The sequence below is a fragment of the Kitasatospora sp. NPDC034035 genome (assembly GCF_055575755.1).
In genome coordinates this window covers 124,842-147,541 of record NZ_JBVISA010000005.1, presented here as the reverse complement: position 1 = coordinate 147,541, position 22,700 = coordinate 124,842, and the positions used below count along the sequence as shown (strand labels likewise).

Annotated in this window: 21 protein-coding genes; 3 read left to right on the top strand and 18 right to left on the bottom strand. The window is 72.1% G+C overall.

What is annotated here, in order from left to right:
• Window positions 1-137: 137 nt before the first annotated feature.
• The 6 genes from aroQ to mltG (ACZ52J_RS09280) form a co-directional block, all read right to left on the bottom strand.
• The gene (gene aroQ / locus ACZ52J_RS09305; protein WP_360498551.1) at window positions 138-566 is read right to left on the bottom strand and encodes a type II 3-dehydroquinate dehydratase; all 429 of its coding nucleotides are present in this window, start codon (window positions 564-566) and stop codon (window positions 138-140) included.
• 8 nt (window positions 567-574) lie between these two features.
• Window positions 575-1,666, bottom strand: a complete 1,092-nt coding sequence (aroB, locus tag ACZ52J_RS09300; RefSeq protein ID WP_465617088.1) for a 3-dehydroquinate synthase — start codon at window positions 1,664-1,666, stop codon at window positions 575-577.
• Entirely contained in the window at window positions 1,659-2,180 is a 522-nt protein-coding gene (locus ACZ52J_RS09295; RefSeq protein WP_360498515.1) for a shikimate kinase, read from the bottom strand. Before ACZ52J_RS09295 ends, aroB begins: the two co-directional genes overlap by 8 nt.
• Window positions 2,177-3,361 carry a chorismate synthase gene (gene aroC, locus ACZ52J_RS09290; RefSeq protein WP_360498513.1) on the bottom strand — a complete coding sequence of 395 codons (1,185 nt, stop codon included), beginning with the start codon at window positions 3,359-3,361 and terminating at the stop codon, window positions 2,177-2,179. Before aroC ends, ACZ52J_RS09295 begins: the two co-directional genes overlap by 4 nt.
• A 207-nt stretch (window positions 3,362-3,568) precedes the next feature.
• Window positions 3,569-4,399 carry a shikimate dehydrogenase gene (locus tag ACZ52J_RS09285; protein ID WP_465617086.1) on the bottom strand — a complete coding sequence of 277 codons (831 nt, stop codon included), beginning with the start codon at window positions 4,397-4,399 and terminating at the stop codon, window positions 3,569-3,571.
• Between the two features lie 34 nt (window positions 4,400-4,433).
• Entirely contained in the window at window positions 4,434-6,026 is a 1,593-nt protein-coding gene (mltG, locus tag ACZ52J_RS09280; RefSeq protein WP_465617084.1) for an endolytic transglycosylase MltG, read from the bottom strand.
• Here mltG (ACZ52J_RS09280) and ACZ52J_RS09275 point away from each other — a divergent pair.
• The gene (locus ACZ52J_RS09275) at window positions 6,012-6,329 is read left to right on the top strand and encodes a hypothetical protein (RefSeq protein ID WP_465617082.1); all 318 of its coding nucleotides are present in this window, start codon (window positions 6,012-6,014) and stop codon (window positions 6,327-6,329) included. The genes mltG (ACZ52J_RS09280) and ACZ52J_RS09275 overlap by 15 nt on opposite strands.
• 185 nt (window positions 6,330-6,514) lie before the next feature.
• Here the strand turns inward: ACZ52J_RS09275 and mltG (ACZ52J_RS09270) are convergent, their stop codons facing one another.
• The 5 genes from mltG (ACZ52J_RS09270) to ACZ52J_RS09250 form a co-directional block, all read right to left on the bottom strand.
• Entirely contained in the window at window positions 6,515-7,810 is a 1,296-nt protein-coding gene (mltG, locus tag ACZ52J_RS09270) for an endolytic transglycosylase MltG (RefSeq protein ID WP_465617080.1), read from the bottom strand.
• Between the two features lie 138 nt (window positions 7,811-7,948).
• Complete coding sequence (gene ruvX / locus ACZ52J_RS09265; protein WP_360498505.1) at window positions 7,949-8,428, bottom strand: Holliday junction resolvase RuvX; 480 nt, start codon at window positions 8,426-8,428, stop codon at window positions 7,949-7,951.
• Window positions 8,428-11,097, bottom strand: coding sequence for an alanine--tRNA ligase (gene alaS, locus ACZ52J_RS09260; RefSeq protein ID WP_465617078.1), 2,670 nt, complete (start codon window positions 11,095-11,097; stop codon window positions 8,428-8,430). Before alaS ends, ruvX begins: the two co-directional genes overlap by 1 nt.
• Complete coding sequence (locus tag ACZ52J_RS09255) at window positions 11,097-11,522, bottom strand: DUF6167 family protein (protein ID WP_465617076.1); 426 nt, start codon at window positions 11,520-11,522, stop codon at window positions 11,097-11,099. The genes alaS and ACZ52J_RS09255 overlap by 1 nt, the downstream gene beginning before the upstream one ends.
• Before the next feature lie 4 nt (window positions 11,523-11,526).
• Window positions 11,527-12,006 carry a DUF948 domain-containing protein gene (locus ACZ52J_RS09250; RefSeq protein ID WP_360498499.1) on the bottom strand — a complete coding sequence of 160 codons (480 nt, stop codon included), beginning with the start codon at window positions 12,004-12,006 and terminating at the stop codon, window positions 11,527-11,529.
• Window positions 12,007-12,228: 222 nt separating this feature from the next.
• Here ACZ52J_RS09250 and ACZ52J_RS09245 point away from each other — a divergent pair, with 222 nt between their 5' ends.
• Both ACZ52J_RS09245 and ACZ52J_RS09240 read left to right on the top strand, forming a co-directional pair.
• Complete coding sequence (locus tag ACZ52J_RS09245) at window positions 12,229-14,457, top strand: ATP-binding protein (protein WP_465617074.1); 2,229 nt, start codon at window positions 12,229-12,231, stop codon at window positions 14,455-14,457.
• Between the two features lie 64 nt (window positions 14,458-14,521).
• Window positions 14,522-14,848 carry a tetratricopeptide repeat protein gene (locus ACZ52J_RS09240; RefSeq protein ID WP_465617072.1) on the top strand — a complete coding sequence of 109 codons (327 nt, stop codon included), beginning with the start codon at window positions 14,522-14,524 and terminating at the stop codon, window positions 14,846-14,848.
• 122 nt (window positions 14,849-14,970) lie between these two features.
• Here the strand turns inward: ACZ52J_RS09240 and rpsD are convergent, their stop codons facing one another.
• The 7 genes from rpsD to hisS form a co-directional block, all read right to left on the bottom strand.
• Window positions 14,971-15,585 (bottom strand): 30S ribosomal protein S4, encoded by a 615-nt coding sequence (gene rpsD / locus ACZ52J_RS09235; RefSeq protein WP_360498493.1) that lies wholly within the window; start codon window positions 15,583-15,585, stop codon window positions 14,971-14,973.
• 310 nt (window positions 15,586-15,895) lie between these two features.
• Window positions 15,896-17,341, bottom strand: coding sequence for a replication-associated recombination protein A (locus ACZ52J_RS09230; RefSeq protein ID WP_465617069.1), 1,446 nt, complete (start codon window positions 17,339-17,341; stop codon window positions 15,896-15,898).
• An 81-nt stretch (window positions 17,342-17,422) separates the two neighbouring features.
• The gene (locus ACZ52J_RS09225) at window positions 17,423-18,040 is read right to left on the bottom strand and encodes a hypothetical protein (RefSeq protein ID WP_465617067.1); all 618 of its coding nucleotides are present in this window, start codon (window positions 18,038-18,040) and stop codon (window positions 17,423-17,425) included.
• Between the two features lie 75 nt (window positions 18,041-18,115).
• Window positions 18,116-18,919: a polyphosphate kinase 2 gene (gene ppk2, locus ACZ52J_RS09220; RefSeq protein WP_465617065.1), complete on the bottom strand. Its 804-nt coding sequence runs from the start codon at window positions 18,917-18,919 to the stop codon at window positions 18,116-18,118.
• 105 nt (window positions 18,920-19,024) lie between these two features.
• Entirely contained in the window at window positions 19,025-19,471 is a 447-nt protein-coding gene (locus tag ACZ52J_RS09215; protein WP_465617063.1) for a GNAT family N-acetyltransferase, read from the bottom strand.
• Between the two features lie 173 nt (window positions 19,472-19,644).
• On the bottom strand, window positions 19,645-21,435 hold the full coding sequence (gene aspS / locus ACZ52J_RS09210; RefSeq protein ID WP_465617061.1) for an aspartate--tRNA ligase: 1,791 nt from the start codon (window positions 21,433-21,435) through the stop codon (window positions 19,645-19,647).
• Complete coding sequence (gene hisS / locus ACZ52J_RS09205) at window positions 21,432-22,694, bottom strand: histidine--tRNA ligase (protein WP_360498481.1); 1,263 nt, start codon at window positions 22,692-22,694, stop codon at window positions 21,432-21,434. The genes aspS and hisS overlap by 4 nt, the downstream gene beginning before the upstream one ends.
• Window positions 22,695-22,700 lie beyond the last annotated feature (6 nt).

Below are 22,700 nucleotides of genomic sequence, written 5' to 3'. Positions count from 1 at the left end.
TTGGTGCAAAGCCCCCCCCCAACCCCTCTCGGGGGGAAAAACGCCGTTTGGCCCGGGAGGGGCCCCACTCCCCCCCCTGGCCCCCGGCCGTGCGGCCGGTCCGACCCCACCTGCGGGAGTCGGACCGGGCCGCCCCCTCAGCGCGTGGTGAGCTGCTCGGCCAGCGCGCGCAGCGCCAGCTCGTACGAGCCCAGCCCGAAACCGGCGATGGTGCCCGACGCCACCGCGGCGATCACCGAGGTGTGCCGGAAGGTCTCCCGGGCGTACGGGTTGGAGATGTGCACCTCGATCAGCGGCGCGGTGCGCTGCGCGGCGGCGTCCCGCATCGCGTACGAGTAGTGCGTGAACGCGCCCGGGTTGATCACCACGGGCACCTGCCCGTCGGCCGCCTCGTGCAGCCACTCCACCATCTGCTGCTCGGAGTTGGTCTCGTGCACCTCGACCTCGAAGCCGAACTCCTTGCCGAGCTCGGTGCAGCGCTCGACCAGACCGGCGTACGAGGTGGCGCCGTAGACGTCCGGCTCGCGGCTGCCGAGCCGGCCGAGGTTGGGGCCGTTGAGCACCATCACCCGGGTCACGCCGAGACCTCCGCGTAGGCGGCGACCAGCAGGGACGGGTCGGGGCCCTCCAGCACGGAGGTCTTGCCGAGGCCGTCCAGGACGATGAAGCGGATCAGGTCGCCGCGCGACTTCTTGTCGATCTTCATCGCGTCCAGCAGCTTCGGCCAGGCGTCCGCGCGGTAGCTCAGCGGGAGGCCGACCGAGGCCAGCACGGTGCGGTGCCGGTCGGCCGTCTCGTCGTCCAACCGGCCGGCCAGGCGGCCGAGTTCGGCGGCGTAGACCATACCGATGGAGGTCGCGGCGCCGTGCCGCCACTTGTACCGCTCGTTGCGCTCGATGGCGTGGCCGAGGGTGTGGCCGTAGTTGAGGATCTCGCGCCGCCCGGCTTCCTTGAGGTCCCCGGAGACCACGTCGGCCTTGACCTGGATGGCGCGGCGGATCAGCTCGACGGTGTGCGCCCCGGCCGGGGTCTTGGCGCCCTCGGGGTCGGCCTCGATCAGGTCGAGGATGGCCGGGTCGGCGATGAAGCCGCACTTGATGACCTCGGCGAGGCCGGAGACGTAGTCGTGCTTGGGCACGGTCTCCAGGGTGCCGAGGTCGGCCAGCACGCCCACCGGCGGGTGGAAGGCGCCGACCATGTTCTTGCCTTCGGCGATGTTGATGCCGGTCTTGCCGCCGACGGCCGCGTCGACCATGCCGAGCAGCGTGGTGGGCATGGCGATCCAGCGCACCCCGCGCAGCCAGGTGGCGGCGACGAAGCCGGCCAGGTCGGTGGTGGCGCCGCCACCGAGGCCGACGATGACGTCGCTGCGGGTGAACCCGGTCTGTCCGAGCACCGACCAGCAGTACGCGGCGACCTCGGCGCTCTTGGCGTCCTCGGCGTTGGGCACCTGCAGCGCGATCGCCTCGTAGCCCTCGCCGAGCAGGTCCTCGCGGATGGCGTCGGCGGTGGCCTCCAGCGCCTCCGGGTGGATGATCGCGACCCGCTTGGCCCGGGTGCCGATCAGCGGCGCCAGCTCGCCGAGCAGCTGGTGCCCGATCAGCACGTCGTACGGGTCGTGGCCGGCGCTGCCGCCGACGTGGATCCTGACGGTGGTGTCAGTCATGGGGGGTTTTCAGCTCCAGTGCTTCCAGTACGGCGTCCGCGACCTGCTCGGGGGTGCGCCCGGCGGTGTCGACGACGGCGGTGGCCACCTCCAGGTAGAGGGGGCGGCGGGCGTCCATCAGCTCGCGCCAGCGGGCCCGCGGGTTGACGGCCAGCAGCGGGCGCGGGGCGTCCAGGCCGACCCGCTTGACCGCGTCGGCCAGGGGGACCTCGAGGAGGACCACCGGCAGCTCGCGCAGCAGCTCACGGGTGGCCTCGGCCATCACCGCGCCGCCGCCGAGCGCCAGCACCCCGTCGTGTCCGGTGGCGGCGGCGCGCACGGCCGCGACCTCCAGCGCGCGGAAGTGCGGCTCGCCCTCGTCGATGAAGATCTCCGGGATGGGCTTGCCGGCCGTCGCCTCGATGTCGGCGTCGGTGTCCCGGAAGCCGAGGCCCAGGCGCTCGGCCAGGGCCCGCCCGACGGTGGACTTGCCACTGCCGGGCGGGCCGACCAGCACCACAACAGGAGAGGTCATCGGATGATCAGGTGGTCGAGGTAGCCCTGCACGTTGCGGCGGGTCTCGGTGACGTTGTCGCCGCCGAACTTCTCGTTGACGGCGTCGGCCAGCACCAGGGCGACCATCGCCTCGGCGACGATGCCCGCGGCCGGCACGGCGCAGACGTCCGAGCGTTGGTGGTGCGCCTTGGCCGGCTCGCCGGTGCGCACGTCCAGGGTCTGCAGCGCCCGCGGCACGGTGGCGATCGGCTTCATCGCGGCGCGCACCCGCAGCACCTCGCCGGTGGACAGGCCGCCCTCGGTGCCGCCGGAGCGGTCGGAGGTGCGCTTGACGCCCTCGGGGGTCGGGACGATCTCGTCGTGCGCCTTGGAGCCCGGCACCCGGGCCAGGTCGAAGCCGTCGCCGACCTCGACGCCCTTGATCGCCTGGATGCCCATCAGCGCGGCGGCCAGCCGCGCGTCCAGGCGGCGGTCCCAGTGCACGTGCGAGCCGAGGCCCACCGGCACGCCGTACGCCAGCACCTCGACCACGCCACCGAGGGTGTCGCCGTCCTTGTGGGCCTGGTCGATCTCGGCGACCATCGCCTTCGAGGCGTCCGCGTCCAGGCAGCGGACCGGGTCGGCGTCCAGCTTGGCCTCGTCCGAGGGCTGCGGCAGCACGCCGGCCGGCGCCTTGGCGGCGGCCAGCTCGACCACGTGGCTGACGATCTCGATCCCGGCCACCTCGCGGAGGTACGAGCGGGCGACGGCGCCCAGCGCGACCCGGGCGGCCGTCTCGCGGGCGCTGGCGCGCTCCAGGATCGGCCGGGCCTCGTCGATCGAGTACTTCTGCATGCCGGCCAGGTCGGCGTGGCCGGGCCGGGGGCGGGTGAGCGCCTCGTTGCGGGCCAGGCCCGCCAGCACCTCGGGGTCGACCGGGTCGGCCGACATGACCTGCTCCCACTTCGGCCACTCGGTGTTGCCGACCATGATCGCGACCGGGCTGCCCATGGTCAGGCCGTGCCGGACACCGCCGAGGAAGGTCACCTCGTCCTGCTCGAACTTCATCCGCGCCCCGCGGCCGTAACCGAGCCGACGGCGCGCCAGCGCGTCGGCCACCACGGCGGTGGTGACCGGTACACCGGCGGGCAGGCCTTCCAGCGTCGCGACGAGTGCGGGGCCGTGCGACTCCCCCGCCGTCAGCCAGCGCAACGTACCCAACGGAGCTCCTTCATCAGCGGACCGGCCCACGGCACCGCCGGGGCCCGCCCGAGCGTGCCTTCTGCCTGAATCCTTTCATGAGCCGGCGGCACCCGGGGGCGCAGTCCGCGTGACGGACGGCAACCGGTCACGATCCGGCCGGGAGACTGCGGGGAGGCGACGAGGAGACCGCCGACGGGCAGCCGACGGACAGCCGGAGGCCCCGGCTCAGTGCCCGGTGAGCGCTTTCTCCCCAGCCTCGCGCATCGCCGCCAGCGGCCCGGGCGTCCGCCCGGTGAAGGCCTCGCTCTGCAGCACCGCCTGGTGCACCAGCAGGTCCAGACCGCCCAGGACGGTCGACCCGCGCTCGGCACAGGCGGCGGCCAGCGCCGTCGGCCACGGGTGGTACAGCACGTCGAACAGCGCCCCCGGCTCGGCGGGCAGCGAACCGGCGAAGGCGTCGGTCGCACCGACCGGTGTGGTGGAGACGGTCAGCGGCTGCGCCAGCGCCTCGGCCCCGCGCTCCCAGTCGGCGGTGCGCACGACCAAGCCCAGTCGCTCGCCCAGCTCGGCCATCTCCCGGGCCCGCTCGGCGCTGCGCACGTAGACCGTCACCTCGCCGGTGCAGATCTGGGCGAGCGCCGCCAGCGCCGAGGAGGCGGTGGCCCCGGCGCCCAGGACGGCGGCGCCGGGCACGTCGGTGATCCCGCGCTCGCGCAGCGCGTTGACCAGCCCGGGAATGTCGGTGTTGTCCCCGGTCCGGCGGCCGTCGGCGGTGAACACCACGGTGTTGACGGCGTCCACCGAGCGGGCCGTCGCGCTGACCTCGTCGAGCAGCGGGATGATCGCCCGCTTCAGCGGCATGGTGAGCGACAGCCCGGCCCACTCGGCCTCGTCCAGCCCGGCGAGGAAGCCGGGCAGCGCGGCCTCGTCGACCTCGAAGCGGTCGTAGCGCCAGCCGTCCAGCCCGAGCGCCGCGAAGGCGGCCCGGTGCAGGTCCGGCGAGAGCGAGTGGGCGATCGGCGAGCCGAGGACGGCCGCCCGGTGCTTGCTGGTCAACGCTGCCTCTCCATGGACTGCCTTACGGCCAGGGCTACTTGGTGGTGCAATGGCCGCGCGCCTCGTCGAAGCCCTGCCCGGCCGCCTGGCAGTACTCCTTGACGTTGGCGTAGTGCTCCTTGCTCGTCTCGGCGAACCTGGTGTGCTGCGGGTCCATCGCGATGAAGTACAGCCACTTGCCGTCCGCCGGGTGGAGCACCGCGCTTATGGCGTCGTCGCCGGGGTTGGAGATCGGCGTCGGCGGCAGGCCCGCATTGATGTAGGTGTTGTACTTGTTGGACGCGTCGTCCATGTCCTTCTTGGTGAGGTCCTTGCGGCCCAGCGAGTACTGGAGCGTGGTGTCCATGCCGAGACGGTGGTGCGTCTCGGGCTCGTTGGCGAGCCGGTTCTGGATGGTCTTCGCCATCTTGGCGAAGTCCCCCACGTTGTTGCCCTCGCGCTGCAGGATGCTCGCCTCGATGATCACCTCGTAGCCGTTCTTGAGGCCCACCGAGGCGGCCTGGCCGTCCAGGTTCGCGTACTTGTCGACGGCGTTCTTCACCATCTGCTTGAGCAGGTCCTCGGGCTTCATGCCGTCGGCGATGTTGTAGCGGGTCGGCCAGAGGAAGCCCTCGATGTTGCCGTTCGCATACGCCGGCAGGCCGAGGTCGTTGAGCTGGGCCTTGGCGACGCCCGCCGTGGTGCCATTCTGGAGCTTCAGCTTGTCGTCGATCTTGGCGTAGATCTCGGAGGAGTTCTTGCCCTCCGGGATCACGATCGCCGCGCCGCCCGCCTGGGCGAGCAGCTCCTTGAGCGCGTCGGCGGCCGGCATCTCCTTCTTCAGGCCGTAGAAGCCCGGCTGGACCGTGGTGCACTTGGGCTCGGCGTTGCAGGCCTTGGTGTACGCGTCGACGCTCTTGACCACGCCGGCGTTCTTCAGCGCCAGGCCGATCTGCCCGGCGACCGCGTCCTTCTTGACCTCGACCTGGACGGACTCGGTGCCCGCGCCCGTGAAGTCCGGCGGCGGGCCGAAGTGGTCCTGGTAGAAGCCGTAGCCCCACCAACCGGCCCCGCCCATGGCGCCGAGCAGCACCACCGCGACCAGCAGGCACGCGCCACCGTTGCGGCGCCCGGACTTCTTGCCCTTCTCCTTGCGCTTCTTCTTCGCCTCGCGGGACTCGTCCTGCTCACCGAGGAAGCCGCCCTCGGGGTGCTCGGCTTCCTGTTCCGGGTACCCGTCGTCCTCGTGGTGGCCGTCCTCCCGGCCGTCCCACTCGCCGGTCCCGGCTTCGCGCGCGCCGCCGACCGGGTCGGCGCCGGACTCCAGCGCGGCGGCCTCGGCCTCCCAGTCGATGCCGTCCGGCCCGGGGCCCGAAGCGGGCGCGGGTGCCGGCGCCGCCTGCGGCCGGGCCTGCTGCTGCTGGGCCATCTGCTGCTGCGGCACCGCCTGCTGCTGTGCGCCGGGCTGCTGCTGCATCCCCGGCTGCTCCTGCATGCCGTGCTGCTGGGCGCCCGGGAATCCCTGCTGCTGGTAGCCCTGCTGCTGCATCGGCATCTGCTGCTGGTAGCCCCCCTGCGGCATCTGCTGCGGGGGCATCTGCTGCTGGTAGCCCTGCTGCTGCATCGGCTGCTGGTGGCCCTGCGGCATCTGGTGCTGCGGATATCCCTGCTGGGTGCCCGGGAACCCCTGCTGCTGGTACCCCTGCTGCTGCATCTGCTGCTGGGGGTAGCCCTGCTGGGACATCTGCTGCTGGGGGTACCCCTGCTGCACGTCCCCGTACGGCTGCTGGACCTGCTGGCCTTGCTGAACCTGCTGGCCCTGCTGCGGGTACTGCTGCTGCCACTGGCCGTCCTGCTGGCCGGGGACCGGCTGCCGGCCGTCGTACCCGGGATCACCGGGGTGCCACGGCTCGCCCTGGGGGGCGTAGCCCCCACCCAGATCGGTCATTGATCCCCTTAACCGACGGTGACGGCCGGCGGATCGGACCGGCCGTCCGGGACGACGCCGTCCCGGCTGATTCTCGAACCGGCGTGCTAGCGCAGCGCCTGGAGGGAGACGTTACCGTACCGCAGCCTTGCCCCCGCCCGGGCGGACGCACCGTCAGTGGGCGACCTCACGGACGGCACACAACACCGTTACGGAGTCGCCGCACCCGAACCGGAACCGGCCTCGGGCGCCGGACCGGGCGCGGACGCGGAGCCAGGAGCCGACGCGGGACCCGAGGCGGAACCCGAGGCGGCCGCCGAAGTGGAAGCCGAGGCGCTCGGCTTCGCCGCCCGGTTGGCGTTGAACTCGGCCACGTTGCGCTGCTGCACGTCGAAGTTGTCGGTGAACCGGGTGTCGCCGGGCTTCACGGTGACGAAGTACAGCCAGTCCCCCGGTGTCGGGTCCAGCGCCGCCATGATCGCCTGCCGCCCCGGGTTGGAGATCGGTGTCGGCGGCAGCCCGGGGTGCAGGTAGGTGTTGTACGGGGAGTCCAGTTTGGTCTCGGTGACCGTGGTGTTCAGGGTCGATCGGCCGAGCGCGTAGTTGATCGTGGAGTCCAGCTGCAGCGGCATGTGCTTGGCCAGCCGGTTGTAGATCACCCGGGCCACCTTGCCCATGTCCTCGGTGTTGTCGGCCTCGCCCTGCACCATGCTGGCCACGGTGACCAGCCCGTAGACGCTCTGCCCGAGGTTCTGCGCGACGACGTTGGCGTCGTCGCGGGTGAACTCCTTGCCGGCCCGCTCCACCATCTGCTTCAGCAGGTCGATCGCGGTGGTCCCGTCGGTGACGCTGTACGTCGCCGGGAACAGGTAGCCCTCGGGGCTGCCGTTGGTGAAGTCGGGCAGGCCCAGTTCGGCGCCCTGGTCCTGGGCGGTGCGCTGGGTGGTGCCGTCGGGCAGGCCGAGCTTCTTGTCGATGGCGGCGTAGATCTGGTAGCCGCGCCAGCCCTCGGGGATGGTGAGGCCGTTGGCGTTGGCCGGGTCGATCAGGATGGCCAGCGCCGCGACGGCGGACATCTTCTGCTTCAGCGTGTACGTGCCGGGCTGGATCCGTCCGGCGGCCGCCGCGCTGCCCTTCGCGGCCCGGGTGAAGGCGAGCGAGCTGGCCACCACGCCGTTGCGGACCAGCGCGGACGCGATCTGGGACAGGCCGGCGCCCTCCGGCACGGAGACCTGGACGCTGCCGCTGCCCTGCCCCGCGAAGTCGGCGGCGGCCGGGGGCTTGCGCTGTGACTGGAGCCAGGTGTATCCGGTCAGCCCGATGCCGCCGAACACCGCGATCAGCGCGAGCGCGGTGAGCCCGCAGGCCAGTCCGTTGCGCCGTCGGTGCGGATCCGGCGCATCGAAGCGCGGACGGGGCGCGGACGGCGGACGGCCCTCCGGCTCCAGTACCGGCGCACCCAGGTGTCCGGGTGTGAGCCCGGGGTGGAAGTCCTGGTCGGTCATGGCTCGCGCCCCTCAACGGTCCCAGATCGATCCGGATCGATCTCAAATCGATCCAAAACGGAATCGGAAACGAACGAAAAGAGGTCCGTGCGAACGCGTCCGCACGGACCCCTCAACCGGGACGTTAGATCAGGCTCCTCAGCCGAGCGCCTCGACGCTCTCACCGGGCGGGCGTCCGCTCACCCGTTCGGACTCAAGGGCGGTCTGCAGGATCACCACCGCGGCGGCCTGGTCGACCACCGAGCGACCCTTCTTCGCCTTGACGCCCGAGGCGCGCAGCCCGTGGGTCGCGGTGACGGTCGACATCCGCTCGTCCACCAGCCGCACCGGCACCGGGTAGAGCCGGTTGGCCAGCCGCGCCGCGTAGGCGCGGACCTTCTCCGCCGCCGGGCCCTCCTTGCCGCTCAGCGAGCGCGGCAGCCCGACGATCACCTCCATCGCGTCGTACTCCTCGACGATGGCGGCGATCCTGGCCTGCGACTTCACGCCGGCCGGGACGGTCTCCACGGGCGTGGCGAGCACCCCGTCGGGGTCGCAGGACGCGACCCCGATCCGGGCGTCACCGACGTCGACGGCGATCCGCCGCCCACGCCGGAAGGGCCTCTCCTCGTGCTCCATCAGCTGGCGCGCTCCGCGACCAGGCCGCGCACCGCGGCGATGGCCTCGCCGACCGCGGCCGGGTTGGAGCCGCCGCCCTGGGCGACGTCGTCCTTGCCGCCACCGCCGCCGCCGAGGGTCTTGGCGGCGGTCCGGACCAGCTCGCCGGCCTTGATGCCACGGCCGCGGGCGTCCTCGTTGGTGGCGATCACGGTCAGCGGGCGGTCGTTCGCCACGGTGAAGGCGGCGACCACGGCCGGGCGCGCGCCGAGGCGGCCGCGCACGTCCAGGACCAGCTTGCGCAGCTCGTCCGCACCCACACCGTCGGCGACCTGCGCGGCGACCACGGCGATGCCGTGCACGTCCTCGGCCGAGTCGGCCAGGCCCGCCGCGGCGGCCAGCACCTTCTCGGCGCGGAAGCGCTCGATCTCCTTCTCGGCGTCCTTGAGCTTGGCGAGCATGCCCGAGATCTTCTCCGGCAGCTCCTCCGGGCGGCCCTTGACCAGCTCGGTGAGCTGGGAGACCACGGTGTGCTCACGGGCCAGGAACTTGTACGCGTCGACGCCGACCAGCGCCTCCACGCGGCGCACGCCGGAGCCGATCGAGGACTCGCCGAGCAGCTTCACCAGGCCCAGCTGGGCGGTGTTGCCGACGTGGGTGCCGCCGCACAGCTCCTTGGAGAAGTCGCCGATGGAGACGACCCGGACCTCGTCGCCGTACTTCTCGCCGAACATCGCGATGGCGCCGGCCTTGCGGGCCTGGTCCATCGTCATGACCTCGGCGGTGACGTCGAGCTCGCGGCCCAGCACGTCGTTGATCTTCTGCTCGACGTCGACCAGCACGCTGCCCGGGACGGCGGCGGGCGAGCCGAAGTCGAAGCGGAAGCGGCCGGGGGCGTTCTCGGAGCCGGCCTGGGCGGCCGTCGGGCCGAGCGCGTCGCGCAGCGCCTGGTGGGTCAGGTGGGTGGCCGAGTGGGCGCGGGCGATCGCCCGGCGGCGCTCGATGTCGATCGTGGCGTACGCCGAGGCGCCCAGCACGACCTCGCCGAACAGCACGCCACCCGAGTGCACGATGACGCCCGGGACGGGCTGCTGCACGTCCCGGATCTCCACCACCGCGCCGGACTCCAGCCGGATCCGGCCGTGGTCGGCGAGCTGGCCACCGCCCTCGGCGTAGAACGGGGTGCGGTCGAGGATGATCTCGACCTCGTCGCCCTCGGAGGCGGCCGGCGAGGGAACGCCGTCCACCAGCAGGCCGACCACGGAGGCCTCGCCCTCGGTGAGGGCGTAGCCGGTGAAGACGCTCGCGCCGGACTTGTCGGCGACCTCGCGGTACGCGGCGACGTCGGCGTGGCCCATCTTCTTGGCCTTGGCGTCCGCCTTGGCGCGGTCCCGCTGCTCCTGCATCAGGCGGCGGAAGCCGGCCTCGTCCACCTGGAGGCCCTGCTCCTCGGCCATCTCCAGGGTCAGGTCGATCGGGAAGCCGTAGGTGTCGTGCAGCTTGAACGCCTGCTCGCCGGAGAGCACCGCACCGCCGGCCTGCTTGGTCTCGGTGACCGCGACGTCCAGCAGGTTGGTGCCGGCCTTCAGGGTCTGCAGGAAGGCCACCTCCTCGCCGACGACGACCGTCTCGACGCGCTTGCGGTCGGTCTCCAGCTCCGGGTACTGCGGGGCCATCGCCTTGATGGCGACGTCGATGAGCTCCTTGGCCACCGGCTCGGTGGCGCCCAGCAGACGCATGTTGCGGATGGCGCGGCGCAGGATGCGGCGCAGCACGTAGCCGCGGCCCTCGTTGCCGGGGGTGACGCCGTCGCCGACCAGCATCAGCGCGGTGCGGATGTGGTCGGTGACCACGCGCAGCGAGACGTCCGACTTGTGGTCGGCGCCGTAGGTGTGGCCGGTGAGCTCGGCGGCGCGGTCGAGGATCATCCGGCTGGTGTCGATCTCGAAGAGGTTGTCGACGTCCTGCAGGATGGCGGCGAGGCGCTCCAGGCCGAGGCCGGTGTCGATGTTCCTGCTCGGCAGGTCGCCGAGGATCTCGAAGCCGTCCTTCCCGTCGCCGTGGCCGCGCTCGTACTGCATGAAGACCAGGTTCCAGATCTCCAGGTAGCGCTCGCCGTTGACGGCGGGGCCGCCCTCCTCGCCGTACGCGGGGCCGCGGTCGTAGTTGATCTCCGAGCACGGGCCGCAGGGGCCGGGGACGCCCATCGACCAGAAGTTGTCCTTCATGCCGAGGCGCTGGATCCGCTCGGAGGGGACGCCGATGACGTCACGCCAGATCTGCTCGGCCTCGTCGTCGTCCTTGTAGACGGTGATCCAGAGCTTCTCCTTCTCCAGGCCGTAGCCGCCGTCCGCGACGGGAGTGGTGAGCAGCTCCCACGCGAACTTGATGGCTCCTTCCTTGAAGTAGTCGCCGAAGGAGAAGTTGCCGCACATCTGGAAGAAGGAGCCGTGCCGGGTGGTCTTCCCGACCTCCTCGATGTCCAGGGTGCGCACGCACTTCTGGACGCTGGTGGCGCGCGAGAACTGCGGCTTGACCTCGCCCAGGAAGTAGGGCTTGAACGGCACCATGCCGGCGTTGACGAGCAGCAGGGTGGGGTCGTCGGCGACCAGGGACGCCGACGGAACGACGGTGTGGCCGCGCTCCTCGAAGAAGCGCAGCCAGCGGCGGCGGATCTCAGCCGACTCCATTAGTGGTCCTTCCGGTTCGGGGTGCCGCCCCGCGGCGGCAGAGCGCGGCGGGGCGTTTCTTCAGTGGCATGGGGGGTGGTGCGGGCACTGCGGGCGGGGGGCAGGGCGGCGGCCGGGCTGCCGGGCGCCGCCGAGATAGCTCGGTACTGCGGCTCGCCGCGCAGGACGCGGCGCGCGCTCCGGGGTTCCACCACGGCGGTGCCGCGCAGTCCGAGGTCGTCCTTCAGCTGCTCCTCGCGCTCGACCATGCCGGCCTTCACGTCCTGGGCGAACTGCTTGGCCAGGTCGCCCAGGTGCAGCGCACCGCGCGCCGCGGTGCCGGAGAGGCTGTCCGGGGTGAGCCGATGCACGGCCTCGTTGGCCTTGTTCATGGCCCAGACGGTGGCGCCGGCGCCGACCGCCATCCAGAAGATGCGTCGCACCATGCCGTCAGCCCCTCACCGCTCGCCGGACCCTGGAGAGCAGGCCGCCCCTGGGCGCGGTCGCGGCACGCACCTCGGCGCGGATCAGCCGGGCCAGTTCCTCGCGCTCACCGGTCTGCAGCGGCACGGAGGGCAGGCTGCCCTGCTGCTTGGAGACCGCCTTGCGGACGCCGTAGCTGAAGGCCGCGACCTTCACCAGCGGTCCGCCCAGGGTGGCGGCCACGGTGGAGGAGAGCGCGTTGGCGTTGGCGGCGGCGTCCTGCACGTTGGCGGTGATCTCGTCGACCCGCTCCAGCTGCTCGTTGGCGCTGCGCACCGCGGCGCCCGCGTCGGTCAGCAGCGGCACGGCCTGCTCGGTGACCGCGGAGACCAGGACGGCGGCCTCCTTCAGCACGCGTGAGAGGCGGACCAGCACAACCGCGAGCAGGGTGACCAGGACCGCCCAGAACACGGCGACGAGCAACCCGGCCAGCTCTCCCACGGACACCTTTGCGCGCTCCCTCGCCTTGCTGTTCTCCCAGACGGAACCCTATCGCGCCCACGCCCGGTTTCCGGACCGGGTGGTCGGCGCGGGCGACCCGACCGGGTGTGCGAACCGCGCGCGTAACCTACCGTCCGGTCACCTCGTTCTGCCAGGCAGGTCGTCGCGCGGACGGCCCGAGCACGTCCGGACCGCGAGCGGTCCGGCCTGGAACACGGGGAGCAGCGCTTGGCCGGCGACTGGACAGCACAGCCCTGGGAGACCGCGGCGGGGCCGCGCGAGCCGGAGCACGGCCGGCTGCCGGCCGAGGTGACCGGCTTCGTCGGGCGGCAGCGGGAACTGGCCGACCTGGCGGACCTGCTGGCCGCCGCCCGGCTGGTGACGGTGACCGGCCCGGGCGGGGTGGGCAAGAGCCGGCTGGCACTGCGCGCGGCGGCCCGCGCGGACGGCGTCTTCCCGGACGGCACCTGGCTGGTGGACATCGCGCCGGTGCAGGACCCGCTGCTGCTCGGCCACGCCGTGCTGGAGGCGCTGCGGCTGACCGACGGCACCGCCCGTCCGCCGCTGGACGTGCTGGCCGAGCGGCTGGCAGGCCGGCGTCTGCTGCTGGTGCTGGACGGCTGCGAGCACCTGGTCGAGGCCTGCGCCGAGCTGGCGGACGCCCTACTGCGGGCGCTGCCCGGCCTGCGGGTGCTGGCCACCAGCCGCACCGCCCTGCGGGCCTCCGGCGAGCACCTGCTGACCCTGACGCCGCTGCCGGTCGACCCGTCGCCCGGCGACCCCCCGGCGCCCGGCTCGCTGCCGGACGCGGTGCGGCTGTTCGCCGACCGGGCCAAGGCGGTGCTGCCCTCCTTCGAGGTGACCGAGGCCAACGCTGAGGCGGTCGGTCTGCTCTGCCGACGGCTGGACGGCATCCCGCTGGCCGTGGAGCTGGCGGCCGGACGGTTGCGCGCGCTGTCGGTGGAGCAGATCACCGCCCGTCTGGACGACCGCTTCCGGCTGCTCACCGGCGGCTCCCGGACGGCCCTGCCGCGGCACCAGACACTGCGCACGACGATCGGCTGGAGTCACGAGCTCTGCACGGTGCAGGAACGTTTACTCTGGGCCCGCCTGTCGGTCTTCGCCGGCAGTTTCGACCTCGAGGCCGCCGAGTACGTCTGCGCCGGCGACGGCGTCGAACCCGAGGACGTCCTGGACCTGCTCGACGAACTGGTCGCCAAGTCCGTGGTGCTGCGCGAGGACAGCAGCTTCGGCGTCCGCTTCCGCCTGCTGGACACCCTGCGCGAGTACGGCGGCCACTGGCTGCGCGCCGCCGGCGAGGAGCAGCGGCTGCTGCGCCGCCACCGCGACTGGTACCTGGGCGTCGCCACCTGGGGCGAGGTCGAGTGGTTCGGCCCCCGCCAGGCGGAGACCGCCGAGCGCACCGAACTCGCCCACACCAACCTCCGCGCGGCGCTGGAGTTCTGCCTCGCCGAGCCCGGCGAGGAGCAGATCGCCCTGCTGCTGGCCGGCACGCTCTGGTTCTACTGGGTCGGCTGCGGCCACCTCGGCGAGGGTCGGCACTGGCTGGACCGCGCGCTCGCCCTGGACCGCGAACCCACCGAGGCCCGCGCCAAGGCGCTCTGGGTGACCGGCTACATGGCCACCCTCCAGGGCGACCTGGCCGTCGCCCGTCCGGCCCTGGAGGAGTGCCGCCGCCAGGCCCTGGACACCGGCGACGACCGGGCCCTCGCCTACGCCGTCCACCGCCAGGGCTGCGCCGCCCTGATCGGCGACGACCCGGACCGCGCCGCCGAGCTGTTCGAGGAGGCGCTCTGGCACTACCGGACCATCGGCGAGCTCAACAGCAACGTGGTGATGGCCATGCTGGAACTCGGCCTGGCCTACCTGTTCCAGGGCGACCTCGACAGCGGCGAGCTCTGGTTCGGCCAGGCCCGCGAGCTGTGCGAGGAGCACGGCGAGCAGTGGGCGTACGCGTACGTGCTGTACGCGACGGCCTACTCGCACTGGCTGGACGGCGCCGTCCAGCCGGCCCGCGCGCTGGCCCGGGAGTGCGTGCGGCTGAACCACCGCTTCCACGACCTGCTCGGCATCGTGCTGGGGATCGACCTGCTGGCGCTTCTGGAGACCGAGCCGAGCGGCCCGGGCGAGCCGGGCAACCTGCGCGAGGCCCGGGTGCTGCAGGGTGCCGCGCACCGGATCTGGCGCACGGTCGGGACCCCGTTCCTCGGCTCGCGGAACTTCTTCGGCACCCACCAGGAGTGCGCCGAGCGGGCTCGGGCCGGGCTGACCGAGCGGGAGTATGAGGAGTGCTACGAGGCCGGCACCCGACTGGACCTGGACGAGGCCGTCTCCCGGGCGCTCGGCGGCGGAGGCTCGGCGGACGGTCCGGAGCCGGGCCCGGGTCCCTGCTCGGTGCCGCCCGCTCCCGCTCCCTCGCCGGTCCGCAACAGCTGAGGTCCGGAATAGTTGAAACTTGTCCATTGCTTGAGGGGGCAAGGATCCACCCGGAAGGAGCACCATGGCCGTCCACAACACCGCCGACGAGTACCGCATGGCGACGTTCTACTTCGACTCCAAGGCGTACACCGACGCCGCCCGCATGCTCGAGGGCGTACTGGCCGAGGAGCCGGCCAACCTCTCCGTCCGGCTGCTGCTCGCCCGCAGCTACTACCACTCCGCCCGACTCGGCCGCGCCGAGGCCGAGTTGCTCCGGATCCTGGATGCCGACCCGACCGAGGACTACGCCCGGATGATGCTCGGCCGCACCCTGGAGCGCCAGGGCCGCGCCGCGGAGGCCCGCCCGCACCTGCGGCTGGCCGCCGCGATGGCCGGCGAGGCCGTCTGAGCGGCGAGCACCGGAAGGTGAGCGCCTGAACGGCCGGCACCGGAAAAGGGGCGAGCCCCCGCCGCCTCGAAAGGCGACGGGGGCTCGCTTGTGGTCCTGCGAAGAGCGGAACCGCTCGCGGGTCAGCGCGAGTAGTACTCGACGACGAGCTGCTCGTCACAGATCACCGGGACCTCCTTGCGCTGCGGCGCGCGGTCCAGGCGGAAGGCCAGGGCCTTCAGGTTGACCTCGAGGTACTTCGGGGTCTGGCCCTCACCCGCGTAGCCACCCTCACGGGCGACCTGGAAGGGGACCTTCTCCTTGCTGCGCTCGCGGACGGTGACCACGAAGCCCGGCTTCATCTGGAACGACGGCTTGTTGACCTTGCCGCCGTTGACCTCGATGTGGCCGTGGACGACCATCTGGCGGGCCTGGTAGATGGTGCGGGCGATGCCCGAACGCAGGACCAGGGAGTCCAGACGGCTCTCCAGGTCGGCGACGAGCGCCTCACCGGTCTTGCCCTCGGCCTTCTTCGCGCGGTCGAACGCGCGCGCCATCTGCTTCTCGCTCAGGTCGTACTGAGCGCGCAGACGCTGCTTCTCGAGCAGACGGACCTTGTAGTCCGAGTTCTGCTTGCGACCACGGCCGTGCTGGCCGGGCGGGTACGGGCGGGCCTCGAAGTACTTGACGGACTTCGGGGTCAGCGGCACGCCGAGCGCACGCGCGATCTTGACCTTGGGACGCTTCTGGTTCGCCATGAACCAAACCTTCCTTGCTTACGAATACGGCTTCACCAGGTGTTGACGGAGGTCGCACGTCGCGACCCGGAGAAAACCCCGCCGCCTGCGCGATGGGATCAGCCGCTCTCCGGAGCCGGGCACGAAAGTGCTTGTCACACGGACCGGCCCGGAATCCGGGCCGCCCGCGACACCGAAACGGTGCGCGACGCTCCTGCTGCGGGCCCCTCGGAAGAGGCCTACCGCCGATGTCCCGCTGGTGCGGCCGGTCGGTGGGGTCTCCCCCGCCGCCGTCCCGAGACATGGCACTCCGATCGAGTATAGCCGCCGATCACTCGCCCTTTTCCCCGGGCGTCTGCTCGGCCGCCTTCTCGACTGCCTTCTCGGCCGACTTCCCGGGCTTGCGCTCCGTCTGCTTCTCGCTGCGGCGCTCCCCGCGCAGCCGCCCCCGGGTCCAGTCCACGACGTCCGCGTAGCGGGCCTCGCCGCCGCGCCGGGTCGGCTGGTAGTACTCCTTGCCGTGCACCGCGTCCGGGGCGTACTGCTGGGTGGCGATGCCCTCCGGCAGGTCGTGCGGGTACTGGTAGCCCTGGCCGTGGCCGAGCTTGCCCGCGCCGCCGTAGTGCGCGTCCCGCAGGTGAGCCGGGACCGCGCCCGCCAGGCCCTGCCGGACGTCCGCCAGCGCCGCGTCGATCGCCAGGTAGGCCGCGTTGGACTTGGGTGCCAGGGCCAGCGCGATCGCCGCCTGGGAGAGGATGATCCGCGCCTCCGGGAAGCCGATCAGCGCCACCGCCTGCGCGGCCGCCACCGCCGTCTGCAGTGCCGTGGGATCGGCCAGGCCGATGTCCTCGCTGGCCGAGATCATCAGCCGGCGGGCGATGAACCGCGGGTCCTCCCCCGCCTCGATCATCCGGGCCAGGTAGTGCAGGGTGGCGTCCACGTCGCTGCCCCGGATCGACTTGATCAGCGCGCTCGCCACGTCGTAGTGCTGGTCGCCGTCCTTGTCGTAGCGCACCGCGGCCTGGTTGACGGCCGTCTCCGTGGTGGCCAGCGTGATGCTGGACTCACCCTTCTCCAGCGCCGCCCCGGCCGCCGCCTCCAGCGTGGTGAGCGCCCGCCGGGCGTCCCCGCCGGCCAGCCGCACCAGGTGGTCCTCGGACTCCTCGGTCAGCTCCAGCGCGCCCCCCAGGCCGCGCTCGTCGGCCACCGCGCGGCGCAGCAGCGCGCGGATGTCCTCGTCGGTCAGCGACTCCAGGGTGAGCAGCAGCGAGCGGGACAGCAGCGGGGAGATCACCGAGAAGTACGGGTTCTCGGTGGTCGCCGCGATCAGGGTGACCCAGCGGTTCTCCACGGCCGGCAGCAGCGAGTCCTGCTGGGCCTTGGAGAAGCGGTGGATCTCGTCCAGGAAGAGCACCGTCTCCCGGCCGGACATCCCGACCGCCCGCCGGGCGCCGTCGATCACCGCCCGGACCTCCTTGACCCCGGCGGTGATCGCGGACAGCTCGACGAAGCGCCCCTCGACGGCCTGGCTGATCACGTGCGCCAGGGTGGTCTTCCCGGTGCCGGGCGGCCCCCAGAGGATCACCGAGCTGGTGGCCGCCGGGCCGCGCGAGCCCGCGACCAGCCGCCGCAGCGGCGAGCCGGGCTTCAGCAGCTGCCGCTGCCCGGCCACCTCGTCCAGGGTGCGCGGGCGCATCCGTACGGCCAGGGGCGCCCGCCCGGGCTCCTTGGCCTGGCGTTCCTCGGCGGCGGCGGTGAAGAGGTCCGGTTCGTCCACACCGGAAGCCTATGCGAGGGCTGCGACACTCCTCACTGCCCGCTCCTCACCGCCCACCGCTCAACGCTCACCGCTCACCGCTCACTGCTGCGGCGGACGGCGGTCCATCAGGACGACGTCGAACTCCTCCACCGACCGCAGGGTGGCGCCGGCCACGGCGATCGCCTGGGCCCGGGCGTCGGCCTGCGGTCCGCGGGAGGCCACCAGGCTGTCCCGGTCCGCGAAGACCGCGCCCACCGAGCCGTGGCCGGTCGCCCGGTCGACCAGCAGCGCGCCGGTCACGAATCCCGGCATCTTCTCCAGCGTGGGCAGCGCGCGCTCCCGGAAGACGTCGGCCAGCCGGTCCACCCCGGCCGGGTCGACGTCGACCCGCACCAGCCGGAACCCGGCGCCCGGTCCGGCCTCGCCGGGCGGGGCCACCACCACGGCCTCCCAGACCTCGGTGGTCACGGTGCCCGCGAGTGTCGCCAGGAGCTCGGCGCGGCGGCCGCCCAGTTCCCGGTCGCTGTCGCGCTCGGCCTGGGCGGACTCCCACCAGGAGCCCATGGCGATCTTGCCCAGCTCCCGGTCGGCGAACAGCCCGTAGCCGCGGTAGCCCGGCCGGCCGGAGAGCAGTGCGAGGGCCTCGGTGCGGAGCGCGTCGAGGGTCTGCTCGATCCGGTCCGGGTTCCCGGTGGCATAGACAGTGCGAACGAACATGAGCGTGCCTCCTGAGGACGTCCGGACGCCACGCGGGGCCGTTTCTCGGATGCGGCGTCCGGAGAAACCCCGTCTTCAGTCCAGTTTGGCAGCGTGGTCCGGAACGTACTTCTGGAGGTCGCGCGGGGGCCGCTGGTAGCCGCGCGAGGCCGGGCGGGGCGGCAGCTCGATCCGCGGCGCCTTGATCTCGTGGTACGGCAGGCTGGAGACCAGGTGGGCGATCATGTTGATCCGGGCCCGGCGCTTGTCGTCGCTCTCCACCACGTGCCAGGGCGACTCGGGGATGTCGGTGTGGACGAACATCTCGTCCTTGGCCCGCGAGTAGTCCTCCCAGTGGATGATCGACTCGATGTCCATCGGGGAGAGCTTCCAGCGCTTCATCGGGTCCTCCAGCCGGTCCCGGAAGCGCTGCTCCTGCTCGGTGTCGCTCACCGAGAACCAGTACTTGCGCAGCAGGATGCCCGCCTCGATCAGCATCCGCTCGAAGGTCGGGCAGTGGTGCAGGAACTGCCAGTACTCCTCGTCGGTGCAGAAGCCCATCACCCGCTCGACCCCGGCGCGGTTGTACCAGCTCCGGTCGAACAGCACGATCTCCCCGGCCGCCGGCAACTGCTCGGCGTACCGCTGGAAGTACCACTGGCTCTTCTGCCGCTCGGTCGGCGTGGGCAACGCCGCGACCCGGGCGATGCGCGGGTTCAGGTACTCCGTCACCCGCTTGATCGCTCCGCCCTTGCCCGCGGCGTCACGTCCTTCGAAGACCACCACCAGCCGGGCGCCCTCGACCCGCACCCATTCCTGGAGCTTCACCAGCTCGTGCTGCAGCCGCAGCAGCTCCCGCTCGTACGGCTTCCTCGCCAGTCGCTCCGGCTTCGCGGCCACGCTCTGCTCCTCCGTCCGACCGACGCTGATGCACACTCACCGTAGGCGCAGCACGGCGGATTCGCAGGCCGGAACGGAACAGGGCCGACGGCGAGGAGCGGCGGCCTAGACCGCGACGAAGGGCTCGGGGTAGCGGCAGAGCCCGCGCGGGCCGCCGTCGTACGCCGCCAGCGGCAGCGTCTGGAAATAGGCCTCCGGCACCTCGAACGGGCCGGCGACCTCGTACCGCCCGGCCGGCGCGAAGCCGAACCGCCCGTAGTACCCGGGATCGCCGAGGACGACCACGAGCCTCTCCCCGGCTTCCTCGGCCGCCGACAGCGCGGCCCGGACGACGAGTTCGCCGACGCCCCTGCGCTGCCACTCGGGCGCCACGGCGACCGGTGCGAGCGCCAGCGCCTCACCGTCCCCGACCCACAGCCGGGTCAGCAGCGCGTGGCCGATCACCAGTCCGGTCTCGTCGACCGCGACCAGGGACAGCCCGGGCAGCCAGGCGGGATCGCGACGCAGCGCGTCCACCAGGTCCGCCTCGTCCGGGCCGGGGAACGCGGCCATGTGGACGCGTCTGGTCGCCGGGGCGTCCTGCGGACACTCGACTCTCGTGGTGACTTCTGTGACTTCTGTGACCTGCATGAGTCAACCCTCCCTGTGTCACACGTCGTTGTGGACCGACCCCGGACGGTGGGTGGACCGTCCGGGGCCGTTGCAGGTTAGCGGATGACGCTTCGTCAGGACTTCGGCTGAGCCTCGGACTTGGCGTCCTCGCGGACCTTGGGCTGGGCGTCCACGCCGGCCTCGCGGCGCTGCGCCGGGGTGATCGGGGTCGGGGCGCCGGTCAGCGGGTCGCCACCGGTGGACGTCTTCGGGAAGGCGATGACGTCGCGGATGGTGTCGTACCCGCCGAGCAGGGTGACGATCCGGTCCAGACCGAAGGCGACACCACCGTGCGGCGGCGGGCCGTAGTTGAAGGCGTCCAGCAGGAAGCCGAACTGCGAGGCCGCCTCCTCTTCGGAGAGGCCGATCGCGTCGAACGCCCGCTTCTGCACGTCGCGCTGGTGGATACGGATCGAACCGCCGCCCAGCTCCGAGCCGTTGAGGACCAGGTCGTACGCGTTGGACAGCGCCGAGCCCGGGTCGGTGTCGAAGGTGTCCAGCGACTCCGCGGTCGGGGCGGTGAACGGGTGGTGCACCGCGTGCCAGCCCTGGAAGGCGCCCTTGTCGTCCTCGATCGGCTCGAACATCGGGAAGTCGACCACCCAGAGGAAGGCCCACTTCGACTCGTCGATCAGCTGGCAGCGGCGGCCGATCTCCAGACGGGCGGCACCGAGCAGCTCCTGCGAGGCGCGCTCCTTGCCGGCCGCGAAGAAGACCGCGTCGCCGTTCTTGGCGCCCGCGGCGGCGGCGAGGCCGGCCAGGTGGTCCTCGGAGAGGTTCTTGGCGACCGGGCCGCGCAGCTCGCCGGTCTCGGCGTCGATGAGCACGTAGGCCAGGCCCTTGGCGCCGCGCGCCTTGGCCCAGTCCTGCCAGGCGTCCAGCTGCTTGCGCGGCTGCGAGGCACCGCCGGGCATGACCACGGCACCGACGTACGGGGCCTGGAAGACGCGGAACTCGGTGCCCTTGAAGTACTCGGTGAGGTCGGTGAGTTCCTGGCCGAAGCGGACGTCCGGCTTGTCGGAGCCGTAGCGGCCCATGGCGTCCGCGTAGGTCATCCGGGGCAGCGGGTTCGGGATCTCGTAGCCGTGCACCTCGCGCCAGACGGCACCGATGATCTTCTCGCCGAGGGCCAGGATGTCCTCCTGGTCGACGAAGGAGGCCTCGATGTCCAGCTGGGTGAACTCCGGCTGCCGGTCGGCGCGGAAGTCCTCGTCGCGGAAGCAGCGGGCGATCTGGTAGTAGCGCTCCATGCCGGCCACCATCAGCAGCTGCTTGAACAGCTGGGGCGACTGCGGCAGCGCGTACCAGTGGCCGGGCTGCAGGCGGACCGGGACGAGGAAGTCGCGGGCGCCCTCGGGGGTGGAGCGGGTGAGGTACGGCGTCTCGATGTCGAGGTAGTCGTTCTCCTCCATCACCCGGCGGATGATGTTGTTGACCTTGGAGCGCAGCCGCAGGCCCTTGGCCGGGCCCTCACGGCGCAGGTCCAGGTAGCGGTAGCGCAGCCGGACCTCCTCGTTGACCGTGCCCGGCTCGTACTCGGCGACCGGGAAGGGCAGCGGGGCGGCCTCGGAGAGCACCTCGATCCCGCTGACGACGACCTCGACGGCACCGGTCGGGATGTCGGGGTTCTCGTTGCCCTCGGGGCGGACGCGGACGTCGCCGACGACCTTGACGCAGTACTCGGCGCGCAGGCCGTGCACCGAGTCGAGGTCGCGGACCACGATCTGCACGGTGCCGGAGGCGTCGCGCAGGTCGATGAAGGCCACGCCGCCGTGGTCGCGGCGGCGGGCGACCCAGCCGGCCAGGGTGACGGTGGTGCCTGCGTGCTCCGGGCGGAGCGTGCCCGCGTCGTGCGTGCGGATCACAGCTGCTTCTCCTTCAGGGTGGTGACGAGTGCGTCGAGGACGACGGGGGTCTGCTCGCCGGTGCTCAGGTCCTTGAGCTGGACGACGCCCTCGGCGAGGTCCCGGTCCCCGGCGATCAGGGCGAAGCGGGCGCCGGACCGGTCGGCGGACTTCATGGCGTTCTTGATGCTCTTGACGCCGAAGGCGAGGTCGGTGGCGACGCCGGCCCGGCGCAGCTCGATCACCTTGGCGAACAGGATGTTCTTGGCCTCCTCGCCGAGCGCGACCGCGTACACGGCGGTGGCGGCGGGCAGGTCGAGGGTGACGCCCTCGGCCTCCAGCGCGAGGAAGGTGCGGTCCACGCCGAGGGCCCAGCCGACGGACGGCAGCGCCGGGCCGCCGATCATCTCGGACAGGCCGTCGTAGCGGCCGCCGCCGCCGATCGCGGACTGGGCGCCGAGGCCGTTGTGCACGAACTCGAAGGTGGTGCGGGTGTAGTAGTCCAGGCCGCGGACCAGCTTCGGGTCGTCCACGAAGGCCACGCCGGCCGCGGTGAGCAGCTCGCGGACCTTCTCGTCGTACGCCTTGCACTCCTCGCACAGGTAGTCGCGGAGCTTCGGGGCGTCGGTGAGCTGTGCCTGCACCGACTCGCGCTTGTCGTCGAGGACGCGCAGCGGGTTGATCTCGGCACGGCGGCGGGTGTCCTCGTCCAGGTCCAGGCCGGCCAGGAACTCGATCAGGGCGGCGCGGTAGACCGGGCGGCACTGCTTGTCGCCGAGGCTGTTGAGCAGCAGCGAGTAGTCGCTCAGGCCCAGCGAGCGGAAGGCGTCGTCGGCGAGGATGATCAGCTCGGCGTCCAGCGCCGGGTCCTCGGCGCCGATCGCCTCCGCGCCGACCTGGGAGAACTGGCGGTAGCGGCCCTTCTGGGCGCGCTCGTAGCGATAGTACGAGCCGGAGTACCAGAGCTTGACCGGCAGGTTGCCCTGCTTGTGCAGGTTGGCCTGGAGCGCGGCGCGCAGCACCGAGGCGGTGCCCTCCGGGCGCAGCGCGAGCTCGTCGCCACCCTTGGTGGTGAGGTTGTACATCTCCTTGGTGACGATGTCGGTGGACTCGCCGACGCCGCGGGAGAACAACTTCACGTCCTCGAAGACCGGGGTCTCGACGTAGCCGTAGCCGGCCCGGCGGGCGGGCGCGGCGATGCGCTCGCGGATCGCCAGGAAGGTCGCGGAGCTGGGGGGCAGCAGGTCGTAGGTGCCCTTGGGGGCGGTGAAGGTGCTCAACTTCTC

Bases quoted from the DNA above. Each gene is read 5' to 3' on its own strand.
- mltG (WP_465617084.1), bottom strand. From the start codon at position 6,026: ATGCCGCAGGGCCACCAGCAGCCGATGCAGCAGCAGGGCTACCAGCAG.
- ACZ52J_RS09295 (WP_360498515.1), bottom strand. From the start codon at position 2,180: ATGACCTCTCCTGTTGTGGTGCTGGTCGGCCCGCCCGGCAGTGGCAAG.
- mltG (WP_465617080.1), bottom strand. From the start codon at position 7,810: ATGACCGACCAGGACTTCCACCCCGGGCTCACACCCGGACACCTGGGT.
- rpsD (WP_360498493.1), bottom strand. From the start codon at position 15,585: ATGGCGAACCAGAAGCGTCCCAAGGTCAAGATCGCGCGTGCGCTCGGC.
- aroB (WP_465617088.1), bottom strand. From the start codon at position 1,666: ATGACTGACACCACCGTCAGGATCCACGTCGGCGGCAGCGCCGGCCAC.
- ACZ52J_RS09225 (WP_465617067.1), bottom strand. From the start codon at position 18,040: ATGTTCGTTCGCACTGTCTATGCCACCGGGAACCCGGACCGGATCGAG.
- aroQ (WP_360498551.1), bottom strand. From the start codon at position 566: ATGGTGCTCAACGGCCCCAACCTCGGCCGGCTCGGCAGCCGCGAGCCG.
- ACZ52J_RS09240 (WP_465617072.1), top strand. From the start codon at position 14,522: ATGGCCGTCCACAACACCGCCGACGAGTACCGCATGGCGACGTTCTAC.
- ACZ52J_RS09255 (WP_465617076.1), bottom strand. From the start codon at position 11,522: ATGGTGCGACGCATCTTCTGGATGGCGGTCGGCGCCGGCGCCACCGTC.
- alaS (WP_465617078.1), bottom strand. From the start codon at position 11,097: ATGGAGTCGGCTGAGATCCGCCGCCGCTGGCTGCGCTTCTTCGAGGAG.
- ACZ52J_RS09215 (WP_465617063.1), bottom strand. From the start codon at position 19,471: ATGGCCGCGTTCCCCGGCCCGGACGAGGCGGACCTGGTGGACGCGCTG.
- ruvX (WP_360498505.1), bottom strand. From the start codon at position 8,428: ATGGAGCACGAGGAGAGGCCCTTCCGGCGTGGGCGGCGGATCGCCGTC.